The organism is Arthrobacter sp. Ha26, assembly GCF_059091705.1.
Map to the genome: position 1 here is coordinate 1 of NZ_JBNHGX010000002.1, position 23,144 is coordinate 23,144.

Here is a 23,144-nt window from a genome sequence, read left to right on the forward strand (position 1 = left end):
AACCACGGGGTGGCGGCACAGCAAATTCAACCAATTTTTATAAAAAATCGGTATCAACAAACTTGGCACACTATTGAGTTCTCAAACAACAGACACACCCGGCACCACCCAAACAAACGTTCAAGATCGCTCCGGAGCAACTTTTCAAACTTACCCGCTGGACTCTCACTTGTCAAACCGGCGTCCGCGACCCTCATCACCGTGAGGCTTGATTGTCGGTTTTTCCGGCTGACTCTGTGGACCAGCGCGGAAATAAACTCTACCACCACTTGTCCGGGATAGCCAACCGGACCGGAGGCAGCATCCCCAAGCGAGGGCACGCCGGCACGAAAAGGCCCGGAACCACAAGGATTCCGGGCCCTTCGTCACAGGAAACGGGGAGCTAGCGCGTGGATGGTGTTCCGGGCTTGAAGTAGGCGGCACCAAGCGGCGGCAAGGTAACGCTCAGGGTGGCCGGCTGTCCGTCCTGCCCTTCCTCGGTGGCCTTCAGCTCTCCGTTGTTGAGCACACCGGATCCGCCATAGGTGGTGGAGTCCGTGTTGAGCACCTCGGTCCACGCACCAGCCTCAGGCACTCCCAAGGTGTAGGCGGCGTGCGGCGCTCCGGAGAAGTTGATGGCGCAGACCAGGGGGTTGCCTTCCTTGTCCCACCGGATGAACGAGAGGACGTTGCGCTCGGCGTCACCCCCGTTGATCCACTGGAAGCCGCCCGGTTCGTTATCGCGGGTGTACAGGGCCGGAGTGGAAGCGTAGAGCTCGTTGAGGTCCTTGGTGAGCAGCTGCAATCCCTTGTGCGCCGGAATGTCCGCGAGCCACCAGTCGAGGCCGTGTTGTTCGGACCATTCGGCTTCCTGGCCAAATTCCGTACCCATGAAGATGAGCTGTTTGCCCGGGTGGGCCCACTGGTAAGCGAAGAAGGCCCGCAGGTTGGCCAGCTGCTGCCAGCGGTCGCCGGGCATCTTGCGGAGCATGGAGCCCTTGCCGTGGACTACCTCATCATGGCTGATGGGCAACAGGAAGTTCTCGGTGAAGGCATAAACAAGGGAGAACGTGACCGTTCCGTGGTGCCACCTGCGGTTGACCGGATCCTCAGAGGCGTACTTGAGGGAGTCGTGCATCCAGCCCATGTTCCACTTCAGGCCGAATCCGAGGCCGCCGTGGCTGGTGGGCGCGGTGACGCCCGGGAAGGCGGTGGATTCTTCCGCGATCATCACTGCCCCGGGGTGCGTCTTGTACACCGTGGCATTCACTTCCTGCAGGAAGGAGATGGCTTCCAGGTTCTCGCGGCCGCCGAAGCGGTTGGGCCGCCACTGCCCCTCTTCGCGGGAGTAGTCCAGGTAGAGCATTGAGGCTACGGCGTCCACGCGCAGGCCGTCGATGTGGAACTCCTCCAGCCAGTACAGCGCATTGGCCACCAGGAAGTTGCGGACCTCTGTCCGACCGAAGTCGAAAATCAACGTTCCCCAGTCCGGGTGTTCACCCAGCGCCGGATCGGAGTGCTCATAGAGGGGCTCGCCGTCGAACTGGGCCAGGGCCCAGGCGTCCTTCGGGAAGTGTGCGGGCACCCAGTCCAGCAGGACGCCGATTCCCGCCTGGTGGAGTGCGTCCACCAGATACCGGAATTCGTCCGGGTGGCCGAACCGTGAGGTGGGTGCAAAGTACGAGGTGACCTGGTAGCCCCACGAGCCGCCGAAGGGGTGCTCTGCCACCGGCATGAACTCCACGTGCGTGAACCCGAGCCACTTGACGTAGTCCACGAGTTCCTTGGCCAGTTCCTTGTAGCCCAACCCCAGCCGCCAGGAACCGAGGTGCACTTCGTAAACGCTCATGGCGGAGTTGTGCGGGTCCCGCTTGGCCCGGGCCTCCATCCACTCGTCGTCCTTGAACGCATAGGAGGGTTCCACAACCCGGGAGGCGGTCAGTGGCGGGACCTCGGTCCCGAAGGCGAGCGGGTCGGCTTTTTCCACCCAGTGGCCGGCGCGGGTGCGGATTTCGAATTTGTAGCATGCCCCCGCTGTAACGCCGGGAACGAAGATTTCCCAGACGCCGGACGAGCCCAGGGAGCGGAGCGAGTTCTCGCGGCCGTCCCAGGCGTTGAAGTCGCCCTTGATCCGCACGGCCTGGGCGTTTGGCGCCCAGACGGCAAAGGACACACCGTCCACGTCGCCCAGGGACGATTTGTAGTGCTGGACGTGGGCGCCAAGCACTTGCCACAGCTTCTCGTGCCGGCCCTCGCCGATGAGGTGCAGGTCCACTTCACCCACGGTGGGCAGGTAGCGGTAGGGCTCGTCTACGATCACGGGCTCGGCGCCGGGGTAGGTCACGGCAAGGCGGTAGTCCGGGACGTGGCCGTGCTGCAGCGGCTCCATCACGGCCACCCACACGCCGTGCGCTTCGTGTTCCATGGGAAGCTCGCCCGCGGCGGTGATCACGGTGACGGCCTCGGCCAGGTGCTTCACGGTACGGATGGTGACGTGGCCGTAGTCGTCCAGGTGCGCGCCGAGGACGGAATGGGGGGCGTGGTGTTCGCCGTTCGCGATCTGGCCCAAAGTGCCTGCATCCACATGCAGCGGCACCCCGGGATGGTCGGTTCGTGCAGAGCCTGTCATTTCGTTACCTTCCGATGCTGCCCCGGCCTGGTCGCCGGGGCCGTTACCGCTGAGGAGCCGCCTGGCGGCGTTCACGGGGATCGCCAGCCAGTCGGGCCTGTTACGCATTTCATAAACTACTTCGTAGAGTGCCTTGTCCAGCCACAATGCCACAAAGAGGGGCGAGTCCTTGTCCACGGTGCCAGGGGTGACTTCGGCATAGCCTGCCAGGAATGCGTCGGCGCAGTCATCGACCCAGGAGGCGGGCACTTGGGCGCTTTCCTGCTCGCGCTGTGCGGCCCCCGCGGCGTAGTCGAAGGACCTCAGCATCCCCATCACGTCGCGGAGGGGAACGTCGGGAACGTTCCGTTCGGAAATGGGGCGCAGCGGTTCGCCCTCGAAGTCGAGGATCGCCCAGCGGGGAGGTTCCCCTGCATGGCCAGGAACCTGGAGGATCTGGCCCAGGTGGAGGTCTCCGTGGATGCGCTGCAGGGGGCCGGCAGGAACGCCGTCCAGGCCGTCCAGCAGCTTGTTCAGGGCTGTGTCATGAGGCCCGACGGCGGAGGCGGCTTCCGCCCACGCCTGGCGGATGCGCTGGGCTACAGCCGGCCCGATCACCTTGCCGGGTTCGGCTTCCTCTGACTGGCCGAGGGCTTCTGCCAGCCGGCTGTGGACAGTGGCGGTGGCGGCGCCGAGGGCCCGCGCCTCCGCCGTAAAGTCGGTTCCGGAGCGGGCCGCGTCAACAGCGAGGCGCCAGGCGTCAAGCCCGCCGGCCAGGAACTCGTGTGCTACCGCCAATTCCCCTTCCACGCGCCGGGAACGCGTGGCCGGGCCGTCCGGGGAAGGAACACCCTGCGCCAGCCACTCCCCCCTGACCCAGCCGAGGGTGGCCGGGACTTCGGCAGTACGGGCGGAAGTGAGGGCGGCCCCCACCTCAACTTCGGGGTTTATTCCTTCCGAGAGGACACGGAAGAATTTCACGATGGCCGCAGATTCGCCGTCGTCTACAATCACCGAACTGTTGGACTGCTCTCCCGACAGCACCTTGACCACGCCCCGCGCCGTGGGCAGCCTGTGCTCTCCGGGGGTCCGGTAGCCCGCGGCCGTGCCACTGGGCGCCTTCTCCCCGCTGCGCATCAGGTCAAGCCAGGCACCCACAAAGTCCGGATCGTGCACGGCGTCGTAAACCCATGGCCTGGAAGGATCCGTTCCGGCTGCCTCGCCGATCAGGGCACGCTCCATACCTGCCGCCGGTGCCGGCCGGAAACTCAAGGGGACCTGCACCACTTCGGTGCGCCGGCCGCCGTCGGGTCCCTTGGTGGTGACCTTCAGGAGGAACACGGCGAGGGCGGCGTGGCCGGAAGGGTCCTCAAGGCCCAGGCTGCCGGCCTGGGCGACCTCGAAGGCGGGCGTCTTCACGGGGAACCAGCGTTGCCTCGGAAGCCATTCCTGAAGCAGTGCGGTCAGGGCGGGAGTAAGGATGGGCTGGTTCATGTCAGTTCTCAATCGAGAGGATCGGCATAGCCTGCGTGTAGGGGGACGAAGGATTGGATGCTGCAGAGCGGACCCGCAGCCAAAAGAAATCATGGCTGCCAAGGGTCAACGTCAGCGTCCCGTCCTCGTTGATGCCGGGGAACGGCTGGCCTCCGAACACATCCCGAAGGCCGCGTCCGGCGTACTCGGGAATGCGCAGCCGGGCGGCCACTGGATGTTGTGAGAGGTTGAAGGCACACAGGACGGTCTCGCCGTCCACCCCCGCCGAGTTGCCGTCCGGCAGCTCGCGAAGGTAGGCCAGAACGGCGTCGTGGTCGGCCTCGACGTGCCTGAAGGCACCGAGGCCAAACGCGGGATGGTTCCTGCGGACGCTGAGGATCTGCCGTGTCCAGCGGAGCAGGGAGCCCGAGTGGGCGGCCTCAGCCTCAACGTTGGCCATGTTGTAGTTGTAGACCAAGGACTGGATCACGGGCAGGTAGAGCTTGCCGGGGTCCGCGTGCGAGAAGCCCGCGTTGCGGTCCGGGTTCCACTGCATGGGGGTGCGGACGGCGTCCCGGTCCTCAAGCCAGATGTTGTCCCCCATGCCGATCTCGTCCCCGTAGTACAGGAACGGGCTGCCAGGCAGCGACAGCAGCAGGGCATTGATCAGTTCGATCTCGGCCCGGGAGTTGTCCAGCAGGGGTGCCAGCCGGCGTCGGATTCCGATGTTCGCGCGCATCCGAGGGTCCGGCGCGTACCAGCCGAGCATCGCGGCCCGTTCGTCCGCAGTGACCATCTCAAGGGTCAGCTCGTCATGGTTCCGCAGGAAGGTCCCCCACTGCGCGCCCTCCGGAATATCGGGGGTGTCCTTCATCGTCTCGATGATGGGCGCCGCCTTTTGGTCCCGGAGCGCGTAGTACAGGCGGGGCATGATCGGGAAGTGGAAGGCCATGTGGCACTCGGGTTCCTCTTCCGTCCCGAAGTACTCCACCACCTCGTTGGGCGGCTGGTTGGCCTCGGCAATGATGACGCGCCCGGGGTAGCTCTCGTCCACCATGGCCCGGAGCCTGCGGAGGAATTCGTGGGTGGCGGGAAGGTTCTCGCAGTTGGTGCCCTCCTCCTCAAACAGGTACGGGATGGCGTCTGCGCGGAACCCGTCGATGCCCTGGTCCAGCCAGAACCGTACGACGTCGAACAGTGCATCAATGACCTTGGGGTTCTCAAAATTCAGGTCGGGCTGATGGCTGAAGAACCGGTGCCAGAAAAACTGCCGGCGGATCGGGTCGAAGGTCCAGTTCGATTCCTCGGTGTCCACGAAGATGATCCGGGCGTCCTGGTATTTCTCATCGGTGTCGCTCCACACGTAGAAGTCACCGAAAGGCCCGTCCGGGTCCTTGCGCGATTCCTGGAACCAGGGGTGCTGGTCCGAGGTGTGGTTCAGGGGCAGGTCGATGATGACCCGCACTCCCCTGGCATGTGCTTCGGCCACCAGCCGCTTGAAATCCGTGATGGTGCCGAATTCGTCCAGCACAGAGTTGTAATCGGAGATGTCGTAGCCGCCGTCGCGCAGCGGGGACTGGAAAAACGGGGGCAGCCAGAGGCAGTCCACGCCCAGCCACTGCAGGTAGTCAAGCCTGTCGATGAGGCCCGAGAAGTCTCCCGAGCCGTCACCGTTGGCATCCGCAAAAGCTCTGACGAGGACCTCGTAGAAAACGGCCTTCCGGTACCACAGAGGATCGTGCTGCAGGCCCGGCGCATTCAGTTCGAAGGTGCTCTTCGGCGTGAAGTGCTGGCCCGAGCTTTGCGGATTAAAACTCACTGATGCGCTCTCCTCACACTCAGGATGTGTGCGGGCTCCACGTGCGGATCGAGGCGGACGTAGTTGAACTCGCCCCATTCCCAGCTTTCCCCGGAAATGAGGTCCTCGACGTAAAAGCCGCCGTTCGCGGTGAGGTCGTTCGGGTCCAGTTCCAGGGCCGCGAGGTCCAGGGAGACGCTGCATTCCTTGGTCACGTGCGGATCCACGTTGACCACCACAATGATGGTGTCCTTGGACCCGTCGGGGAGCGTCTTGTGCTTGGAGTACACAACGGTGGAATCGTCGGTGCTGTAATGCACGGTCAGGTTCTGCAGGTCCTGCAGCGCCGGGTGCGCGTGCCGCACCTCGTTCAGCCTGGTGATGTAGGGGGCCAGCGTCCGCCCGGAGCGGGCAGCGGCGTCCCAGTCACGCGCCTTGTACTCGAACTTCTCGTTGTCGATGTACTCCTCGGCTCCCGGCCGGGCCACGTGCTCGTACAGCTCGTAGCCGGCGTACACGCCCCACAACGGGCTGGCCGTGGCTGCCAGCGCAGCCCTGACCTTGAAAGCTGCCGGCCCGCCGAACTGGAGGTATTCGGTAAGGATGTCCGGCGTGTTCACAAAGAAGTTGGGCCGGAAGAAGGCCGGGGACTCGTGGCTGACCTCTTTGAAGTATTCCTCGATCTCCTTCTTGGTGTTGCGCCAGGTGAAGTAGGTGTAGGACTGCTGGAAGCCGGCGCGGCCCAGCGCGTGCATCATGGCGGGGCGGGTGAAGGCTTCAGCGAGGAACACGACGCCCTGAACCTCTTTATTGACCTCCGCGATGAGCCATTCCCAGAACCACACTGGTTTGGTGTGCGGGTTATCCACGCGGAATATCTTTACCCCGTGGCTGACCCACAGCAGGACGATACGGAGAATTTCGTTTGAGAGCCCCTCCGGGTCGTTATCGAAATTCAGCGGGTAAATGTCCTGGTACTTCTTGGGCGGGTTTTCTGCATAGGCGATGCTGCCGTCCACGCGGGTGGTGAACCATTCCGGGTGGGACTGGACCCAGGGGTGGTCGGGCGCGGCCTGCAGCGCCAGGTCCAGGGCCACTTCCAGGCCGAGTTCGTTCGCCCGGGCCACAAAAGCGTCGAAGTCCTCGAACGTGCCGAGGTCCGGGTGGATGGCGTCGTGGCCGCCTTCCTTGGCACCAATGGCCCACGGCGAACCGGGATCGTTGGGCCCGGCAATGAGCGTGTTGTTGGGACCCTTGCGGTGCTGGACGCCGATGGGGTGGATGGGCGGCATGTACAGGACATCGAAGCCCATGGCGGCAACGGCATCGAGGCGCCCTGCGGCGGTACGGAAGTTGCCTGAGGTCCAGGCGCCGGTGTTGTGGTCCAGGACGGCGCCTTCGGAGCGGGGGAAGAATTCGTACCAGGCGCCCCGGCCGGCGAGGTCGCGCTCAACAAGCAGCGGGTACTGCTCGGAGACGGTGACCAGCTCGCGGATGGGCTGGTGCGCCACTACCCCGGCCACCTCGTGGCTGAATCCGGCCCCGAGTCGTTCTTCGGTGCTGAGGGACTGGTCGGCAAGCCTCTCGGCGGCGCCCCGGAGGATGCCCCTGTCCCAGTCGCTCCGGAAGTCGTCGTTGGACGCTTCACGCAGCAGCGCGGCTCCTTCGGCGAGCATCAGCTCCACGTCGATCCCGGCAGCCACCTTCACCTCGGCGTTGTGGTGCCAGGTGCCGTAGCGGTCATGCCAGGCCTCGATCAGGAAGGACCAGTTGCCAACGTCCGACGGCGTGAGGATGCCTTCCCAGCGGTCCGTCCCCATGCCGCGTTCCCCGCGCGGCGGTGCCAGCCGCACTCGCTGACGTTCGTTGCCGTCCGGATCCAGGAGCACGGCACTGACCCCCAGCTGGTCATGCCCTTCCCGGAAGGCTGTGGCCCCGACGACTATTCCCTCACCCGGCAGGGCCTTGGCGGGAAATTTTCCACCCTCAACTACCGGCTGCACGGCAGTGATGGGAAAGCGTCCAAACCGCAGGCCGTCAGTGATGCGGCCCTTCGGCTTATTGTCTAATGCGGCACTGGTTCCTGAGTTAGTCGTCACAGGCTCGACGTTAGCGAGAAATGGCCAGGAATGCTAAGCCTGCTCACTAATTTCGTGGCGGTTCGCGTCATTTCGGGGCGCCAACGGTCATTTACCCAAAAGAAACCCGAGGCTGGTTCCGGCTGCGCATGTTGTCGGTTAGTGTGACGCAGGTGAAGGCAATCCGCAGATTTACCGTCCGTACAGTGCTCCCCGAGCCGATCCGCCCGCTGGCCCGGTTGGCCAGCAATTTGCGCTGGTCCTGGCACCGCCCCACGCGGGAACTCTTTGCCGGGCTGAACCCCCGGATGTGGACCGAAAGCGGTGAAGACCCCGTCCGTTTCCTGGGCCTGGTGAGCCGCGAAGAACTGCAGCAGCTGGCCGCGGACCAGTCCGTGGTTGAACGCGTCCGCGCCGCCGAAGAGGACCTTGACCGGTACCTCGAGGAGCCGCGCTGGTACCAGGGCCTGGGACCTGAGACGCCGGCCTCCATCGCCTACTTCTCGCCGGAATTCGGCATCACCGAAGTCCTTCCGCAGTACTCCGGCGGCCTGGGCATCCTCGCGGGTGACCACCTGAAGGCGGCATCGGACCTCGGCGTGCCCCTGATCGGCGTTGGCCTGCTGTACCAGGCCGGATACTTCAAGCAGTCCCTTTCCCGTGACGCCTGGCAGCAGGAAACCTACCCGGTCCTGGACCCGGACGGGCTGCCGCTCACCCTGCTCCGCGAGCCGTCCCCGGACGGCAACGGCCAGCCCGTGCAGGTCTCGCTGCCCCTTCCCAACAACCGCCGCCTGCTGGCACATATCTGGCGTGCCGACGTCGGGCGTGTCCCCCTGCTGCTCCTTGACTCCAACGTCCCGGGCAATGACGAAGCTGCCCGGAGCATCACCGACCGCCTGTACGGCGGCGGCGGGGACCACCGGCTGCAGCAGGAACTGCTCCTGGGCATGGGCGGGGTCAAGGCACTGCGCGCGTTCCAAAAGCTCACGGGGACGGCAGCCCCGGAGGTGTTCCACACGAACGAAGGCCACGCCGGTTTCCTGGGCATCGAACGCATCCAGGAACTCATGGCCGGGGACGAGGCACTGACCTTTGACGAGGCACTGGCCGCGGGCCGCGCGTCCACCGTCTTCACCACGCACACCCCCGTACCGGCCGGCATTGACCGGTTTGAAATCGCCCAGATCCACCATTTCTTCCAGGCCGGCCTCGCACCGGCCGTGCCCGTGGACAGGATCCTGGAACTGGGCCGGGAAAACTACGCCGACGGGAACGCGTCAGTATTCAACATGGCCGTGATGGGCCTGCGGCTGGCGCAAAGGGCCAACGGCGTGGCGAAACTGCACGGCGAGGTGTCCCGCGGCATGTTCTCGGCCCTGTGGCCAGGGTTCGACAACTCGGAGGTGCCCATCACGTCCGTCACCAACGGCGTGCACGTGCCCACCTGGGTGGACAGCAGGATCTCCAAGCTCGCCCGGGACCAGTTCGGCAGCGAAGCGGAGGCCAACGGCCGCTGGGACCTGGCCTACAACGTCAGCGACGCAGACGTCTGGGCGCTGCGCCGCGAGATGCGGGCAGCGCTGGTGGAGGATGTCCGCAAGCGGCTGCGGGCCGCCTGGAAGAAGCGCGGCGCCGCCGACGCCGAATTGGCCTGGACGGACAACGTGCTGGACCCGGACGTGCTCACCATCGGGTTCGCCCGCCGCGTTCCCACCTACAAGCGGCTCACCCTGATGCTGCGCGAACCAAAACGGCTCAAGGCGCTGCTCCTGCACAAGGAACATCCCATCCAGCTGGTCATCGCCGGCAAGTCCCACCCCGCCGACGACGCCGGCAAGAAGATGATCCAGGACCTGGTCCGCTTCACGGACGATCCTGAGGTCCGGCACCGCATCGCCTTCCTGCCGAACTACGACATCGCGATGGCACGCACCCTGTTCCCGGGCTGCGACGTGTGGCTGAACAACCCGCTCCGGCCGCTTGAGGCCTGCGGAACGTCCGGCATGAAGGCTGCCCTGAACGGCTCGCTGAACCTTTCCGTCATGGACGGCTGGTGGGACGAGATGTACGACGGCGAAAACGGCTGGGCGATTCCCACCGCGAACAACGACGCATCGCCGGAGGAACGCGACGATATCGAGGCCGCCGCGCTCTACGAGCTCCTGGAAACCCAGGTTGCCCCGCGCTTCTACGGCAGCACCGTTTCCGAAGGCGCGGGAGCGGCAGGGCCATCCACGACGCCGGGCGCGGAAAAGGTGCCCACGCACTGGGTGTCGATGATCAAGCACACGCTCTCGCACCTTGGCCCGCAGGTTTCGGCCGAGCGGATGCTGCGCGACTACGTGAACATCCTCTACCGCCCGGCTGCGGAGGCCGGCCGGAGCGCCGGCGCAAATTCGTACTTGCAGGCCCGCAACCTCGCGGCCTGGACAGCGAAGGTGCGCGCAGCGTGGCCCCACGTGCATGTGGAGCATGTGGACTCGGTGGGGGTTTCCGAAGACCCGCAGATTGGCGACACCCTCCAGGTCAACGCGTACGTGGCCCTGCAGGGACTCACCCCCGAGGACGTGAGCGTGGAAGTGGCCTACGGCCGGGCAGAGGAAAGCGACACGCTGGCAGACATCACGGTGATGGAGCTGAAGGTCCAGGAGGACCTTGGCAGCAGCCGGCACCTGTTCAGCGGCTCCCTGGTGATTGACCGGTCCGGCTCCTTCGGCTACACCGTCCGGGTGCTGCCGCGGCATGACGCACTGGCGTCCAAGGCTGAACTGGGACTGATCGTCAACGCGTAAGGCCTGAACCCGGGCCTGGCAGGAGAATCGCAGCAGGAGGGACCCCGTGAACGACCGCACCGTGGCAGACCTGATCGTGGACCGGCTCGAAACATGGGGCGTCAGCCGTGTGTTCGGGTACAGCGGGGACGGGATCAACGGGTTTATGGGTGCCCTCCGCCGGGCGGCAGGCCGGGTGGAATTCGTGCAGGCCCGGCACGAGGAAACTGCGGCTTTTATGGCGGTGGGCCATGCGAAGTACACGGGCGGGGTGGGGGTGGTCACCTCCACCCAGGGGCCCGGGGCGGTCCACCTCCTCAACGGCCTGTACGACGCAAAGCTCGACGGCGTGCCCGTTGTGGCCATCGTGGGGCAGCAAAGCCGCACGGTGCTCGGCTCGGCCTATATGCAGGAAATAGAGCTCACGGTTCTGTTCAAGGACGTTGCTGCCCAGTTTGTGCAGCAGGTCAACGCACCCGAGCAGCTGCCCATGGTCCTTGACCGTGCCTTCCGGACGGCCAAGGCCACGGCGTCCCCGTGCGTGGTGATCCTGCCGCATGACATCCAGTCCGCGCCCGAGCCCGAACTCGGACAGGAACACGGAGTGGTGGTCACCGCACCATCCTGGAGTACATCTGCCAAAACCCCGCGCACGGAAGACCTGGAGGCGGCCGCTGCAATCCTCAACGGCGCGGAGAGAGTGGCCCTGCTTGTTGGCCAGGGCGCCCGGCACGCCGGCGCCGAAGTGGTGGCCATCGCGGAACAGCTGGGTGCCGGGATTGCGACCAGCCTGTTGGGCAAGCCGTATGTGGATGAGACGTTGCCCTTCGCCGTGGGCACGATGGGCCATTTAGGAACGACGGCAAGCGCGCACCTGCTGGGCAACTGCGATGCCCTGCTGATCGTGGGTTCGAACGATCCCTGGACGGAGTTCTATCCCCCGCCAGGCGCCGCCCGCGCCATCCAGATCGACATCGACGAGCGGAAGATCGGCAACCGCTACCCGGTTGAAGTGGGACTGGCCGGCGACGCTGCGGCTGCACTGCAGGCGCTCAGTCTGCGGCTGGCGGCACGTCCCCGCGGGCAGTGGCAGGACGACGTCGAGCAGGAGGTGGTGCGTTGGCGCGCCCTCGCCGAAGAACGCGCGGCGGTACCGGCCAGCCCGGTGAACCCCGAGCGGGTGGTGCGGGAACTGAACGGCAGGCTTCCGGCCAACGCCCAGGTGAGTATCGACGTCGGCAGTTGCGTGTACTGGTACGCCCGCCAACTGGTGCTGCCGCCCGGCGTTCCTGCCCACCTCTCCGGCACGCTGGCCAGCATGGGCTGCTCCATCCCCTACGGCATCGCCGCGAAGCTTGCCCACCCGGACCGGCCGCTGGTGGCCCTTGCCGGGGACGGCGCCATGCAGATGGCAGGGATCGCCGAACTGGTGACCGTGGCGCACCGCTGGCGGCAGTGGCAGGACCCCCGGTTTATCGTCTGTGTCTTTAACAACCGGGAGCTCACCGAAGTTACTTGGGAACAGCGGGAGTCCGAGGGCGAACCGCGGTTCCGGGACAGCCAGGAACTCCCCGACTTCCCTTTTGCGGGCTACGCTGACCTGCTGGGCTTGACCGGTATCCGCGTGGAAGATCCGTCGCTGCTGGGCGACGCGTGGGAGCGGGCTTTCGCGGCGGACAGGCCGGTGGTGATCGAGGTGCTGACCGACCCCGAGATCCCGCTCTTGCCGCCCTTCCCGGGCGGCAAGGAAAAGGCGGAAAGCATGCGCAAGGCCCTTGCCGAAGAGAGCGGCGGCGGCCGGGCGCTGGACCTGCTGGACACCTACACCGGGCACGAGGAACGCGGCTAGGCAGGTTTAGGGCACAGGGGGGCTGGGCAAGGGCTGGATTAGAGCAGGACTGCGGTGACGGCCAGGTCCTTTCCGGCGTAGCGCTCTGCGTCCTGGAGGATCTCGCAGATGATCCCGAAGGACCGGTCGCCGCGGAACGGGGCCGCAACCTGCCACAGCACCGTGACCGGCGCGTTGCCGTTGTCCGTGATGCTGTCCGCAAAGTCATGCAGGGAATCGTTGAGCGCATCCAGGTTCACGCCGTAGTGTTCCGGAAAGTTCAGGACCTCGCCGAATGCCTCCAGGACGGCCCTCTTGCTGTCGGCCGCCGGGACCAGCAGGCTGCGGCGCCCCGCGTCGGTCACCTGTTCCTGCAGCTCTTCCAGGGTCCAGGTATCGCCGGAGTAGATCTTCATGGTTGCGCTTAGCTGCCTTCCGCTATGAATCGAAATGTCTCGTAATGATCATCGGTGTAGTACTTCTCGCCGCCGTCACCGGCCACGATCCGCCGGGCTCCACGGTCTGATTCGCGGGGCGTGGGTACCGTGTACTCCCGGTAGTAGCCCCGGTCCTTCCGCGGGAGGACCCGTTCAAAATTCCCGAAAGGCTGGTCATCCTGGCTGTAACGGTAGGGCCCTCCGGCACGGATGAGGGCAAGGGTGCTGCGGGCTTCGGCGGGAAGCGCGGACTCGCGGACCTCCGGCAGCCCTGACGGGTTGTCCCGAGCCGGCGCCGGAACCGAGGCAGGGGGCGCCGCGGGGCGGGCGTCCGTGGCCCGGGGAGCACCGCTGGACGCACCAGGGTCCGGCGTTGCGCTGGAGGTGCCCCTCGCCGTCGTACTTTCCGTCAACTGGCCCAGGACGCCGGTGCCGCCGAACGCCAGCAGGGCCAGTACTATCAGGCCAGCCAGCAGCAAGGGCAGGGCATTGCGGTTGCGCATAGGTTGTCCTCCGGCGGACTACGTGCGGTAGATGCTGATGGAGTTGGCCTCGAGGAGATCCTGCTCCCCCGAAGATACCCTGGTCCCCTGGCGGAGCTCGTGCTGCGGCGAGGTGGTCAACCGCAGCTCGAATATCCGCTGCGGGGCCTCCGCCGCGCTGACCCGCGGGAGGGTGATCTGCACATCCGAGGTGCTGCCGTTCACCACTACCAGCCCGGCGAGGGTGCCGTCTTCAGAGCCCAGCAGGAGCTGCATCACGCGGTGCCGGGGATCATTCCAGCGTTCCATGGACATCGGCTGGCCGGCCTGGTCGAACCAATAGAGATAGGACTGTTCGTCCTGCACCGGGAAGTCGTTGGGCTGCGCGGCCAGGAACTCCTTGCGAAGCCGGATGTACCGCTTGGTGCTGCGGAGCATCTCGTGCGATTCGGGCGTTGTGGTCCAATCGAGCCAGGTGATGGGGTTGTCCTGGCAGTAGGCGTTGTTGTTCCCCTGTTGGGTCCGCGCCAGCTCGTCGCCGGCCGTGATCATGGGCACGCCGAGGGAAATCATCAGCGAGGCCATCAGGTTCCGGCGGGACTGCGCACGCCTGGCCAGGATGGAGCCGTCCTCGGTGGGGCCTTCAAAACCGTGGTTGTAGCTGCGGTTGTCGCCGTGCCCGTCCCGGTTCTGTTCGCCGTTGGCCTCGTTGTGCTTCCGGTCGTAGGAGACGAGGTCGTTCATGGTGAAGCCGTCGTGGGAGGTGATGTAGTTCAGCGAGGCCAGGCGCGACCGGCCGGACGCGGCGAAGAGGGCCGCGGAGCCGGACAGCACGTCCGCAAGCTTGGACACCGACCCGCCTTGGCCGCCGGACTCCAGGGCAGCGCGGTCCGTCAGCCAGAAGGAGCGCACGCCATCCCGGAAGTGGTCGTTCCAGTCCGCCCAGCCCGCCGGAAACCGCCCGGTCTGCCAGCCGCCGTAGCCCACGTCCCAGGGTTCGGCGATGAGCTTCACGTCGGACAGCACAGGATCGGAGGCGATTTCCGTGAGGAACGGGTGCTCGGGATCGAACTCGTTGGCTGCGTTCCGGCAGAGCGTCACGGCCAGGTCAAACCTGAAGCCGTCGATGTGGAATTCGTCCACCCAGTACCGCAACGAGTCCAGGACCAGCTGGACCACCTGGGGCTGGGAGAAGTCCAGGCTGTTGCCGCAACCCGTGGTATCGACGTACTTGCCGTGCCCGTCGGTGCGGTAGTAGCTGTCCTCCCCCAGGCCGCGGAAGTTGAGGGTCTGGCCGTCAGGCCCGCCCTCTGCGGTGTGGTTGTAGACAACGTCCAGGATCACTTCCAGGCCCGCGGCATGCAGCGCCTGGACCATGCCCTTGAATTCGTCCTGGACCGCCTGGGCGCCGGCGTCCTGCGCCGCCCTGGTGGCGTAGTGGGGGTGCGGGGCGAAAAACGCGGCGCTGTTGTATCCCCAGTAGTTTGTTAATCCCAGGTCCTGCAGGTGCGGCTCGTCCAGGTGGAAGTGCACAGGAAGCAGCTGGATGGAGGTGACGCCAAGGCTCTTGAGGTGCTCCACGATGGCCGGGTGTGCCAGGCCGGCGTAGGTGCCGCGGAGTTCCTCCGGCACGTCCGGGTGGAGCATGCTCTGACCCCGGACATGGGCCTCGTAGATGATCGTGTCCCGCCACGGCAGTTTCAGCCGCTCATCCTGTCCCCAGTCGAAGCCTGAAGCCGTCCGCACGCTGGCCAGGAACCCCTCGGACTGGTCCACGGCAGGGCCGTAAGGGTCCAGCAGCAGCGGCTGGCCGCCGTCGTTGTCAATACCGCCTGCCGGTACCGCCACCGGGAGTGACTCCCCCGCGGCTGCTTCACGGAAGCCGTACCTTGAACCGTACGGCAGGTCCTCAACCATCCCGTGATGCACGCCGTGGCTCACATTGGGCAGCGCTTGGACGCGCCAGTGGCCGCCGGGGGCCCTATAGGCAATTTCCAGGTTCCGCACGCCCGGGGCATAGCAGGCAACGTTGGCCGGCGCCGCGGGGCGTTCGCCGTTGGCGGCCGGACCCCTACCGGCCAAATGCCCGCGCGGGACGGTCACGCCGAGGGGAAGGGCTGTTGAGGCGTCGGTAGTGGAAACGGTATCAAAGAGCGGCATGACCATCACCTAAACCCAGCTGCCGCGCCGGACCCGCTACTTTGCCGCACGCTGGCGGGACACTTCGTACAGGGAGATGCCCACGGCCATGGAAGCGTTCAGGGATTCCATGGCCGAGTCGATGGGGATCGACACAATCTGGTCGCAGTTCTCGCGGACCAGCCGGCTGAGGCCCTTGCCTTCCGAGCCCACCACGATGCAGACCGGTTCGGTGGCGAGGGTCAGGTCCGGAAGCGAGACGTCGCCGTCGCCATCCAGGCCCAGGACAAAGATGCCCATGTTCTTGAACTGCTTCAGCGCGCTGTTGAGGTTGGAGGCGCGGGCCACGGGGACACGCACCGCCGCGCCGGCGCTGGTCTTCCAGGCGGAGGCGGTGACGCCCACGGAACGGCGTTCGGGGACGATGACGCCGTGGCCGCTGAAGGCGGACACGGAGCGGATGATGGCCCCGAGGTTGCGGGGATCGGTGATGCCGTCGAGGGCGACGAAGAGGGGCGCGTTTGCGACGTGGCCCTTCTTCCACTTCGCCACGGTTTCCTCTGCGAGCTCGTAAGCGTCCTGGTATTCGTAGGGCGGGATCTGGAGCACCAGGCCCTGGTGGACGGCGTCATCCGTCATCCGGTCCAGTTCGGGCTTGCCGGTCTCCATCAGGGGGATCCCGCGCTCCGCGGCGATCTTCAAGGATTCCTTGACGCGGTCATCCATTTCAATGCGGATGGCAACGTGGAGGGCCTTGGCGGGAATGCCGGCCCGGAGCGCTTCGACCACAGAGTTCCGGCCGGTGACCACTTCTTCGGTGGCACGTCCCTTGGGGCCTGACTTGGCCGCACCGGCGCTGCGCGCACCCGTGCCGCGCTTGGCCGCAGACCGCTCGGAGAGCTGCTTGGCCTTGTGCGCTTTGTGGTACGGGCGGTCCTCGGCCTTGGGTGTGGGGCCCTTGCCTTCGAGGGCCTTGCGGCCATGACCACCGGTTCCGATGGTTGGGCCCTTCTTCGCTTTAACCGATCGGCGACCATTGTTGGCCATTGTGTTCCACCCTTGATTGTGTTGACTGAGTCTGCCTACCAGTCTACTGACCGAAGAAAAATCCGCGGCTCCGGATCATGGGCGTGCTCTGGCGAAGGGGCGGATCAATCCCGTTTCAGGCTCCAGGTCGCCCCGTCCGGGCCGTCTTCCACCAGGATGCCGGCTGACGCCAGGGTGTTCCGGATGGCGTCGGACGCCGCCCAGTCCTTGTCTGCCCTGGCCGCGGCCCGGGCTTCCAGCTGGGCCTGCACCAGGACGTCCAGGGCAGCGGCTTCCTTGGTGTTGCCGTCACCGGTGCCGGCCACGGCGTTGAGCCCCAAGACCTCCGTCATGGTCATCACGGCGTTGAGGGCCTGCGACGCGGCGTCGTCGTCCCCTTCGGCGAGGGCGGTGTTGCCGGCGCGGACAGTTTCATGGAGTGCGGCCAGTGCCCGCGGGACGTTCAGGTCGTCGTCCATGGCCTCGGAGAACGCGCGCACGGCCTCGTCCGACGGCCCGAAGGCACCGGCGGGGCTTTCCATGGCCCCCTTCATGCCGCCGCCGAAGCGTGCGGCGGCTTTGGCGATGAAACCATCAATGCGTTCGACGGCGGCTGCAGCCTCCTGCAGAGACGTGGGACGGTAGTCCAGCACTGAGCGGTAATGCGCCTGGCCGAGGTAATAGCGGACCACCCGGGGTGGAGCGAGTTCCAGCATCTCCGCCGGGCTGATGGTGTTCCCGATGGACTTGGACATCTTTTCGCCCTCGTAGGTGACCATCCCGTTGTGCATCCAGAATTTGGCGAACGGGTGCCCTGCCGCCTGCGATTGGGCCAGTTCGTTTTCGTGGTGCGGGAACCGCAGGTCCAGGCCGCCGCCGTGGATATCAAACTCGGCCCCAAGGTATTTGGTGACCATGGCGGAGCACTCCAGGTGCCAGCCCGGCCGTCCGGCTCCCCAAGGGGACGCCCAGCTTGCTGTGGCCGGTTCCCCGGCTTTGGAACCCTTCCACAACGCGAAGTCGCGGGGATCCTTCTTGCCCCGCGGGTCGGCGTCGGGCGCTGCCTGCATGTCATCGATGTTCTGCCGGGTGAGGGCGCCGTATTTGCTCCAGGAACGGACATCGAAGTAGACGTCCCCGGAGTCGTCCAGCGCAGGGTAGGCGTGGCCGCGGTCGATCAGCTGCTGGATAAGAGCGTGCATCTCCGGGATGTGGCCGGTAGCCCGCGGTTCGTAGGTGGGCCGGGAGACGCCCAGGGCGTCGTAGGCCTTCAGGAATTCCTGTTCGTAGCGGTAGGCCAGGGCCCACCATTCTTCCTGCGCCACCTCGCCGGGTTCCGGGCTGAAGTCCGCGGCGAAGGATGCCTCGGACTTTGCCAGGATCTTGTCGTCGATGTCGGTGACGTTCCGGACCACCGTCACCCGAAGGCCGCGGTACTGGAGCCAGCGGGTGAGCTGGTCGAAGGCAATGGCGGAACGGATGTGGCCAACGTGGGGCATGCCCTGCACCGTGGCCCCGCAGTAGTAGAGGCTGGCCTTGCCCTCGATCAGGGGGACGAAGTTCCGGACTTCGGCGGAGGCGGTGTCATAGAAGCGCAGGGTCACCGCTCCAGATTAGCCGATGGCGCCGGAGTGGCTTGGATACACGAGCGCGGTGGCCACCGCGCTGATGCCTTCCCCCCGGCCGGCGAACCCGAGACCGTCACTGGTGGTTGCCGTCACACTGACCGGCGCGCCCGCGGCCTCGCTCAGAACCCGCTGCGATTCCTCCCGCCGTGGCCCGAACTTGGGCCGGTTGGCCACGAACTGGACTGCCACGTTGCCGATTTCGAAACCGGCGGCCCGCACGATCCGGGCGGCTTCCGCGAGCAGCGTGACCCCGGAGGCGCCGGCAAATTCAGGGCGGCTGGTGCCGAAGTGGGTGCCAAGGTCGCCCACGCCGGCTGCCGAAAACAGCGCATCCGCGGCCGCGTGCGCCACCGGGTCACCGTCGGAATGCCCGGCGAGGCCGCGTTCCCCCTCCCAGTAGAGGCCGCCAAGCCAGAGCGGACGCGGTGCGTCCTCAGCTGCGTAGGCATGGACGTCGAGGCCGATGCCGGTGCGGGGAAGTATCGGTGAAACGTCCATTCCTAGCCTTCCACCCAGCGGGCGCCCAGGGGCCCCTCCAGCAGTCCCTCGGCGAGGATCAGATCCAGCGGGGTGGTGATCTTCAGTGACTGGCTGGAGCCGCGGACGGCGTGGACTGGCGTGCCCAGCATTTCCACGAGCATCGCGTCATCCGTCACGGCGGCGGACTGCTGCTGGTCCAGGGTGGCTGCTGCCTGGTGAGCCTTGAGGAGGGTGCCGATCTGGAAGCCCTGGGGCGTCTGCACAGCGCGCAGTTCCTCCCGCGGAGCTGTACCGGTAACGATTTCCGGGGCCAGTGCGCTGTCCTCGCCGGTGGTGGCGGCCACGGTCTTGACGGTATCCACGACGGCGACGGCGGGAATCACTGCGGCGGCGCCGGCTGCCAGGGCGTCGGTCACGCGGTGGAAGACCGACTCGGGGGTCAGCGCGCGGGCGGCGTCGTGCACCAGGACCGCTTCGATCCCGTCCATCAGGGCAGCAATGCCCGCCCGGACGGAGTCGGCGCGGGTGTCGCCGCCGTCCACAATCGAGAGGAGGGGGCCGCCGTCGGCCAGTTCCTGCCTGAAGTCCTGGCACAGTTGCCGCAGCGCGGTGTCCCCGGCGGGCAGTGCGATGCATACCTGGCTGCTGACGCCGGAGGCGACGATTCCCCGCAGGGCGTGCATCAGGATGGGTTCGCCGCCGAGGGGCACGGCTGCTTTGGGCATGCCGTAGCCAAGCCGCTGCCCGGAGCCTGCGGCTACCAGAATCACTGCGGTGACCGGGCGCGTGGGAGTTTCACTCATGCGGACTAGCCTACGTCCCCGCCGACGGCCCTGCCCGGACCGAAATCCGGGCAAAAAGAAGCCCCGGTGGCACGTGGGTGCCGCCGGGGTTCAATTCTTAGGAAGCCAGGACCTCGTCGAGAACGCTTGCAGCCTTCTCCTCGTCGGTCTTTTCAGCCAGTGCCAGTTCTGAAATCAGAATCTGCCGGGCTTTGGCCAGCATTCGCTTCTCGCCTGCGGAAAGGCCCCGGTCGTGATCGCGGCGCCACAGGTCGCGGACGACCTCTGCTACCTTGATGACGTCACCGGAAGCAAGCTTCTCCAGATTTGCCTTGTACCTGCGTGACCAGTTGGTGGGTTCTTCGGTGAACTCGGCGCGAAGCACATCAAACACGTGCTCCAGGCCTTCCTTGCCCACTACGTCCCGAACCCCAACAAGATCAACATTCTCTGCTGGAACTTCAATGGTCAGATCACCCTGAGCCACCTTGAGCTTGAGATACATTTTCTCTTCGCCCTTGATGGTGCGCATCTTGATTTCTTCAATCTTCGCAGCACCGTGGTGAGGGTAAACTACTGTCTCGCCGACCTCAAATACCATGTGGACATTTCCCCTTTCCCGCAGACCAGTTTATCACGATTCAGGCATATGACCGGCCGGCAAAAGGGCCCCGAACCGCGAAAATCCGCGGAAAAACAGCACAATCGACCCCCTTCACCCCCTTGACGAACGCAGATAATAGTGCATCGCGCGTGCGCTGCCAAGGGTGATATGACGCCCTCGAATCCTCGTTTGAGGGGGTTTGCAGCTAGGCTATGGCTGAATAATTTTTCAAAACCCTCGAGGAGTACGTGACGTGCGTTTCACTGCGATGAACCGGGCCCAGCGCGCCAGACTGGCACTGACGGGGGCCGCCCTTGGCGTCGGCCTGCTGACGGCGGGCTGCGGATACATCACACCCCAGCAGACAAACCAGCAGTACTCCGCATCGGACGGTATCCGCACCGACCTCGGCCCGCTCCAGCTGCGCAACATCCTCATTGTTTCTTCCGGCGAGGATGAGCCGGGCCGCGTGATCGGCGCTGTCTACAATTCGTCCTCCAGCGATGTCACGCTGAAGCTCAACGGCGCCGAGGGCTCCCAGACCGAGGTTCCGGTCAAGGCGAACTCCTACACCCTCCTGAACAGCACCACCGATGCCGCCATCCTGAGCACCAGCGGCGGCGCACCGGGCTCGCTGGTCGACGTCAAGATCAGCGAAGACGGCACCAACGTCAACAGCACCGTAAAGGTGCCGGTGGTTGATGCAACCCTGCCGGAATACGAGGAATACCTGCCCGCCGGCAGCACTCCTTCGCCCAGCACCTCGGCTTCCCCGTCCTCCACGGCATCCGAAAGCGCAACAGCATCGCACTCCGCCGGAGGCACCGGCCACTAAGGCCTGCAGGCACCGTATGGAAAAGGGAGGGGCCGGCCGGCCCCTCCCTTTTTCCATACCACCCGTCTTTCCCATGCCACCCTTCGCTTGGACGCCGCTGCGTCTGCTTTCCCCGGGTTGTGCGGGCCTTGAGTTTGTGCGGTCCTACGGTTCGAACTTGTAGCCGAGTCCGCGGACGGTCACCAGGTAGCGCGGCGCTGAGGGGTCGGGTTCAATCTTGCCGCGGAGCCGCTTGACGTGGACGTCCAGGGTCTTGGTGTCACCCACGTAGTCCGAGCCCCAGACGCGGTCGATGAGCTGCCCGCGGGTGAGCACCCGGCCGGAGTTGCGCAGCAGCATCTCCAGGAGTTCGAACTCCTTCAACGGGAGCAGCACCTGCTCGCCGCCCACGCTCACCACGTGGCGTTCAATGTCCATCCGCACCGGTCCGGCCTGGACCGTGGAGGAGACCAGCTCCTCCGGTTCGCCCTGGCGGCGCAGGACGGCCCTGACCCTGGCGACCAGTTCCCGGGACGAGTACGGCTTGGTGACGTAGTCGTCGGCGCCCAGTTCCAGGCCCACCACCTTGTCGATTTCGGCGTCCTTGGCCGTCAGCATAATCACCGGGACGCTGGAGCGCTGGCGCAGCTGGCGGCAGACTTCGGTGCCGGACAGTCCGGGGAGCTGGAGGTCCAGCAGGACAAGGTCGGCGCCGTTCCGGTCGAATTCGGTGATGGCGTCCAGGCCGTTGTCCACCACCTCCACCTCGAACCCTTCCTTGCCCAGTAAATAGGACAAGGGATCGCTGAACGACTCCTCGTCCTCCACAATCAAGATCCTGCTCAAGCGGTAGCTCCTCGTTCTTTTGCGCCGGCGGCGCGGGGTACTTGCGTGACAGTGGGCTCAACCTGCCCGGCCGCGCCGTAGGCGGGCAGCGGAAGCTCCTCCTCGCCGTCCTGGCCCTCCATCTCCGGAAGGCGGAGGGTGAAGGTGGAGCCCTGGCCGGGCTGCGACCAAAGGGTCACTTCACCGCCATGGTTGGAGGCGACATGCTTGACGATGCTGAGGCCCAGGCCTGTGCCTCCGGTGTGGCGGGAACGGGCCGCATCAACACGGTAGAAGCGCTCGAAAACGCGCTCCTGGTCCTCGGCGCTGAGTCCCTCGCCCTGGTCCGTCACGGAAATCGACACCAGACCGTCCCTGGACCGGACACCGATTCCCACCCTGGTGTTCGCCGGCGAGTAGCGGATGGCGTTGTCGATCAGATTCCGCAGCGCAGTAACCAGGAGGTCCTGGTCGCCGAAGACCTTCCCCTCGGTCCGGCCGCCCACAACAATGCGGATGTTTTTGCTTTCGGCCGGAAGCTGGGAGCGGTCCACGGCCTCCGCGATCACCGTATTGACGTCGACGGGCCCGCCTTCCTGCGTGACGCTGGCGCCCTGCAGCCGGGAAAGTTCGATGATGTCCTGCACCAGGGCAGCGAGCCGCCCGGACTCCTTATGCATGCGCTTGGCGAACCGGCGCACGGCCTCTTCGTCGTCGGCCGATGACTCCAGCGCTTCGGCGAGCAGGGAAATGGCGCCCACCGGCGTCTTCAGTTCGTGCGAGACGTTGGCCACGAAGTCGTTGCGGATTTCCTCGGTGCGGGTGATCTCCGTGCGGTCGTCCGCCAGCAAGAGGATGTATTCCTCACCGAGCATGGCTGCGCGCACCTGCACAATGATGGTTCCCTGCCCCAGCGGTCCCCGCGGCAGCTCCAGCTGCCTTTCCAGGATGACGCCGTCTCGCCGGACCCCTGCCGTCATGTCCAGCAGTTCCTTGTGGACCACAGTGTGACCGCGGACCAGGCCGTAGGCGTAGGCGGCGGGGCTGGCGCGGACCACGCCGTCAATGGCATCCACCACCACGAAGGCCCGTCCGACGACGGCCAGCACCTCGGCTGCACCGCCCGGCAGTGCGAGTTCATCGGCGTCGACATCCAGCAGCTGGCGCTGCTTCTCGCTGACCCTGTAAGCAAGCACTCCGAAGGTACCGAGTGCCAGGCCAACGAGGCCGGCGACCAGACCGATGAGCATAGGATCCACAGCTCCACCTTATGCGCTGGCAGGCGGCCGTCGGGCCGTCCGGACCTGCTGAGCCAACGGTTCAACTAACGTTCATCTTCAAGGACTTAACCGTTTACCGGATACTGGGAGAGTAACGAGTTGGACTGCC

16 protein-coding genes are annotated in these 23,144 nt (G+C 65.7%); 3 read left to right on the plus strand and 13 right to left on the minus strand.

Annotated features, from left to right (window positions below; translation table 11 throughout):
- Window positions 1-382 precede the first annotated feature (382 nt).
- The 3 genes from AC5RVY_RS05470 to AC5RVY_RS05480 are packed head-to-tail and all read right to left on the minus strand — an operon-like array spanning window position 383 to window position 7,957.
- The gene (locus tag AC5RVY_RS05470) at window positions 383-4,081 is read right to left on the minus strand and encodes a 1,4-alpha-glucan branching enzyme (protein WP_493953714.1); all 3,699 of its coding nucleotides are present in this window, start codon (window positions 4,079-4,081) and stop codon (window positions 383-385) included.
- Window position 4,082: 1 nt separating this feature from the next.
- Complete coding sequence (treS, locus tag AC5RVY_RS05475) at window positions 4,083-5,879, minus strand: maltose alpha-D-glucosyltransferase (protein ID WP_493953715.1); 1,797 nt, start codon at window positions 5,877-5,879, stop codon at window positions 4,083-4,085.
- On the minus strand, window positions 5,876-7,957 hold the full coding sequence (locus tag AC5RVY_RS05480) for an alpha-1,4-glucan--maltose-1-phosphate maltosyltransferase (RefSeq protein ID WP_493953716.1): 2,082 nt from the start codon (window positions 7,955-7,957) through the stop codon (window positions 5,876-5,878). Before AC5RVY_RS05480 ends, treS begins: the two co-directional genes overlap by 4 nt.
- 152 nt (window positions 7,958-8,109) lie before the next feature.
- Here AC5RVY_RS05480 and glgP point away from each other — a divergent pair, with 152 nt between their 5' ends.
- Together glgP and AC5RVY_RS05490 are read left to right on the plus strand one after the other, a co-directional pair.
- On the plus strand, window positions 8,110-10,731 hold the full coding sequence (gene glgP / locus AC5RVY_RS05485; protein WP_493953717.1) for an alpha-glucan family phosphorylase: 2,622 nt from the start codon (window positions 8,110-8,112) through the stop codon (window positions 10,729-10,731).
- Between the two features lie 46 nt (window positions 10,732-10,777).
- On the plus strand, window positions 10,778-12,559 hold the full coding sequence (locus tag AC5RVY_RS05490) for a thiamine pyrophosphate-requiring protein (RefSeq protein ID WP_493953718.1): 1,782 nt from the start codon (window positions 10,778-10,780) through the stop codon (window positions 12,557-12,559).
- 38 nt (window positions 12,560-12,597) lie between these two features.
- On the opposite strand, the gene AC5RVY_RS05495 is transcribed toward AC5RVY_RS05490, so the two are convergent.
- The 8 genes from AC5RVY_RS05495 to AC5RVY_RS05530 all read right to left on the minus strand — a co-directional run bounded on the left by AC5RVY_RS05495 (window position 12,598) and on the right by AC5RVY_RS05530 (window position 20,113).
- A complete protein-coding gene (locus tag AC5RVY_RS05495) occupies window positions 12,598-12,954 on the minus strand; it encodes a barstar family protein (protein ID WP_493953719.1) in 357 nt (118 codons plus the stop codon).
- An 8-nt stretch (window positions 12,955-12,962) separates the two neighbouring features.
- A complete protein-coding gene (locus tag AC5RVY_RS05500) occupies window positions 12,963-13,478 on the minus strand; it encodes a guanyl-specific ribonuclease (RefSeq protein ID WP_493953720.1) in 516 nt (171 codons plus the stop codon).
- Window positions 13,479-13,496: 18 nt separating this feature from the next.
- Window positions 13,497-15,623, minus strand: a complete 2,127-nt coding sequence (gene glgX / locus AC5RVY_RS05505; RefSeq protein ID WP_493953721.1) for a glycogen debranching protein GlgX — start codon at window positions 15,621-15,623, stop codon at window positions 13,497-13,499.
- Between the two features lie 30 nt (window positions 15,624-15,653).
- Window positions 15,654-16,643, minus strand: coding sequence for a 23S rRNA (guanosine(2251)-2'-O)-methyltransferase RlmB (rlmB, locus tag AC5RVY_RS05510; RefSeq protein ID WP_493953722.1), 990 nt, complete (start codon window positions 16,641-16,643; stop codon window positions 15,654-15,656).
- Window positions 16,644-16,747: 104 nt separating this feature from the next.
- The gene (gene cysS, locus AC5RVY_RS05515) at window positions 16,748-18,226 is read right to left on the minus strand and encodes a cysteine--tRNA ligase (protein ID WP_493953723.1); all 1,479 of its coding nucleotides are present in this window, start codon (window positions 18,224-18,226) and stop codon (window positions 16,748-16,750) included.
- Window positions 18,227-18,235: 9 nt separating this feature from the next.
- Complete coding sequence (gene ispF, locus AC5RVY_RS05520; RefSeq protein WP_493953724.1) at window positions 18,236-18,748, minus strand: 2-C-methyl-D-erythritol 2,4-cyclodiphosphate synthase; 513 nt, start codon at window positions 18,746-18,748, stop codon at window positions 18,236-18,238.
- 2 nt (window positions 18,749-18,750) lie between these two features.
- The gene (gene ispD, locus AC5RVY_RS05525; protein ID WP_493953725.1) at window positions 18,751-19,533 is read right to left on the minus strand and encodes a 2-C-methyl-D-erythritol 4-phosphate cytidylyltransferase; all 783 of its coding nucleotides are present in this window, start codon (window positions 19,531-19,533) and stop codon (window positions 18,751-18,753) included.
- Window positions 19,534-19,630: 97 nt separating this feature from the next.
- Window positions 19,631-20,113, minus strand: a complete 483-nt coding sequence (locus AC5RVY_RS05530; protein WP_011690592.1) for a CarD family transcriptional regulator — start codon at window positions 20,111-20,113, stop codon at window positions 19,631-19,633.
- A gap of 271 nt (window positions 20,114-20,384) precedes the next feature.
- On the opposite strand from AC5RVY_RS05530, the gene AC5RVY_RS05535 reads away from it, so the two are divergent.
- Window positions 20,385-20,951 (plus strand): hypothetical protein, encoded by a 567-nt coding sequence (locus AC5RVY_RS05535; protein WP_493954253.1) that lies wholly within the window; start codon window positions 20,385-20,387, stop codon window positions 20,949-20,951.
- 144 nt (window positions 20,952-21,095) lie between these two features.
- On the opposite strand, the gene AC5RVY_RS05540 is transcribed toward AC5RVY_RS05535, so the two are convergent.
- Both AC5RVY_RS05540 and AC5RVY_RS05545 read right to left on the minus strand, forming a co-directional pair.
- Window positions 21,096-21,776, minus strand: coding sequence for a response regulator (locus AC5RVY_RS05540; protein ID WP_493953726.1), 681 nt, complete (start codon window positions 21,774-21,776; stop codon window positions 21,096-21,098).
- The gene (locus AC5RVY_RS05545; RefSeq protein WP_493954254.1) at window positions 21,773-23,005 is read right to left on the minus strand and encodes a sensor histidine kinase; all 1,233 of its coding nucleotides are present in this window, start codon (window positions 23,003-23,005) and stop codon (window positions 21,773-21,775) included. The genes AC5RVY_RS05540 and AC5RVY_RS05545 overlap by 4 nt, the downstream gene beginning before the upstream one ends.
- Window positions 23,006-23,144: the final 139 nt, after the last annotated feature.

Coding starts and splice junctions, on each gene's coding strand:
- AC5RVY_RS05470 (WP_493953714.1), bottom strand. CDS start 4,081: ATGAACCAGCCCATCCTTACTCCCGCCCTGACCGCACTGCTTCAGGAA.
- AC5RVY_RS05495 (WP_493953719.1), bottom strand. CDS start 12,954: ATGAAGATCTACTCCGGCGATACCTGGACCCTGGAAGAGCTGCAGGAA.
- AC5RVY_RS05500 (WP_493953720.1), bottom strand. CDS start 13,478: ATGCGCAACCGCAATGCCCTGCCCTTGCTGCTGGCTGGCCTGATAGTA.
- glgX (WP_493953721.1), bottom strand. CDS start 15,623: ATGGTCATGCCGCTCTTTGATACCGTTTCCACTACCGACGCCTCAACA.
- rlmB (WP_493953722.1), bottom strand. CDS start 16,643: ATGGCCAACAATGGTCGCCGATCGGTTAAAGCGAAGAAGGGCCCAACC.
- ispF (WP_493953724.1), bottom strand. CDS start 18,748: ATGGACGTTTCACCGATACTTCCCCGCACCGGCATCGGCCTCGACGTC.
- ispD (WP_493953725.1), bottom strand. CDS start 19,533: ATGAGTGAAACTCCCACGCGCCCGGTCACCGCAGTGATTCTGGTAGCC.
- AC5RVY_RS05530 (WP_011690592.1), bottom strand. CDS start 20,113: ATGGTATTTGAGGTCGGCGAGACAGTAGTTTACCCTCACCACGGTGCT.
- AC5RVY_RS05535 (WP_493954253.1), top strand. CDS start 20,385: ATGAACCGGGCCCAGCGCGCCAGACTGGCACTGACGGGGGCCGCCCTT.
- AC5RVY_RS05545 (WP_493954254.1), bottom strand. CDS start 23,005: ATGCTCATCGGTCTGGTCGCCGGCCTCGTTGGCCTGGCACTCGGTACC.